General features: G+C 74.6%; 1 protein-coding gene and 2 pseudogenes. 1 reads left to right on the top strand and 2 read right to left on the bottom strand.

The annotated features are described in order from the left end of the window. Positions 1-1062 (bottom strand): hypothetical protein (locus HGA02_RS18450; protein ID WP_168680769.1); only part of this gene is annotated, 1062 nt, incomplete at its 3' end. Between the two features lie 227 nt (positions 1063-1289). On the opposite strand from HGA02_RS18450, the pseudogene HGA02_RS21260 reads away from it, so the two are divergent. After that, positions 1290-1487: pseudogene (locus HGA02_RS21260) on the top strand (PadR family transcriptional regulator); the annotation flags it as partial. 114 nt (positions 1488-1601) lie between these two features. Here HGA02_RS21260 and HGA02_RS21265 read toward each other — a convergent pair. Then, positions 1602-1723: pseudogene (locus HGA02_RS21265) on the bottom strand (adenylate kinase); the annotation flags it as partial.

The raw sequence follows: 1723 nt of genomic DNA on the forward strand, positions 1-1723 counted from the left end.
GAGCCGCAGGATCTGGCCTGCGGTCGCGCCGCGCGAGGCCATGAGCGTCTGCTCGGCGGCCCGGCGCTCGGCCAGCAGGCGTGCCGCGAGCAGCAGGACGGTCACCGCGAGCACGACGAGGAGCAGGCCGACGACGACGAGCGTGATGCGCGTGACCGCGAGGCCCGCGACGGCCTCGTCGACGGTCATCGGCAGCACGGTGGCGAGCATCGCGCCCGTCGAGACGGGCGACGCGGCCGCGCTGAGGTTCGCCTGGCCGTCGGTGAGCCGGGCGCGCAGCGCCGCGATGTCGGCCGTCGACGCGTCGCCGAGCTGCGGGTGGGCGACGACGCGTGCCGACGCCACCTGCACGGGACCGCCCACGAGCGCCTCGGGGACCGTGACGAGCGGCCCGTAGAGCGGGGCGGTGTTGAAGCCGAACGTGCCGGGGATCGGCCACGCCGGGTGGTACTGCGCGCCGTCGAGCAGGTCACGGCCCCACAGCGAGCCCGGCCCGTCGAGCTCGTGCACGCCCACCACGACCATCGGGAGGTCCTGCCGGGTCTCCGAGCTGCGGCCGGGGAGGACGGTGCCGACGGTCCAGCCGAGCGCGTCGGCGGCGGTGCGCGGGACGGCGACGGGCACCCGGCCGTCGGCGTCGACGGCGACGTCCGGCCACGACCCGGCCAGCAGCGTCGCGTGCTCGGGGATGGTCGGCTCGGTGGCGAGGTAGGCCATCGGCAGGCTGATCCGGTTGCCGGTGCCCACGTGGTACAGCGCGGAGGTGACCCAGCGGGTCCGGTCGGAGTCGACGCCGCCGAGCAGGTCGTCGAGGTAGCCCTCGGCGACGGGGATCGCCTCGGCCGCGGTCTCGCGGCCGAGCGTCAGCACGACGTCGACGTCGGTGTCCGTGGTCGACGCCCTGCCGAGCGCCTCGCCGAGGGCGCGGGTCTCGCTCGTGTGCAGCAGCAGCGCGAACGTGCCGAGCAGCGTCGCACCCACGAGCGCGACGGCGAGCACGGCGGCGAGCAGCGTGCTCTGCGCGGCGGCGCGGTGCCGCAGCACGCGCAGCGTCCAGCCCAATCGAGCCTCCGGGGACCTCGTCGTCAGCACGCGCCGACGGGGCGACGGGCGCGGGATGCGTCGATGCTAAGCAGCCGTTCGGAGGGTGTGGGAGCGATTCCGCAAGTCCGAGACCGACCTGTGACCTTGCGCAACTCAGGGGGTGAAGAGTCGGTCGGGGATCGCGGCGGAGGCTACCCGTCTGTATATTCCGGCTGGAATAGTTCGACCGGAGGAGGGGGGCGCACGTGCCCGAGCTGTCCGCCGTCGCCGTCCTCGTCCTCGGCCTCCTGCGCGAGCACCCGCGGCACCCGTACGACGTCTTCCAGACGCTCGTCGAGCGCCGCGACACCCGGCTCGTGCGCGTCAACCCCGGGGCCGTCTACCACGCGGTCGAGCGGCTGGCCCGCGACGGTCTCGTCGAGGCGCTCGGCACGGAGCGCAGCGGCAACCGCCCCGAGCGCACGACGTACCGGCTCACCGACGCCGGCCGCACCGCGTACGAGCGGCGGCTCGCGAGCTTCCTCGGGGACGACCACCCGGTCCACCCCGTCTTCTCCGTCGGCCTCGCCGAGGCCGTCGACCTGCACGAGCAGGCCACGGTCGGCGTAGACGGCCGAGATCGGGGCGGTCTGCTCGGCGTACACGTCGAGCCGGTGACGGATGACGTCCTCGGTGTCGT

The sequence above is a fragment of the Cellulomonas septica genome, from assembly GCF_012396155.1.
GTDB classification, from domain to species: domain Bacteria; phylum Actinomycetota; class Actinomycetes; order Actinomycetales; family Cellulomonadaceae; genus Cellulomonas; species Cellulomonas septica.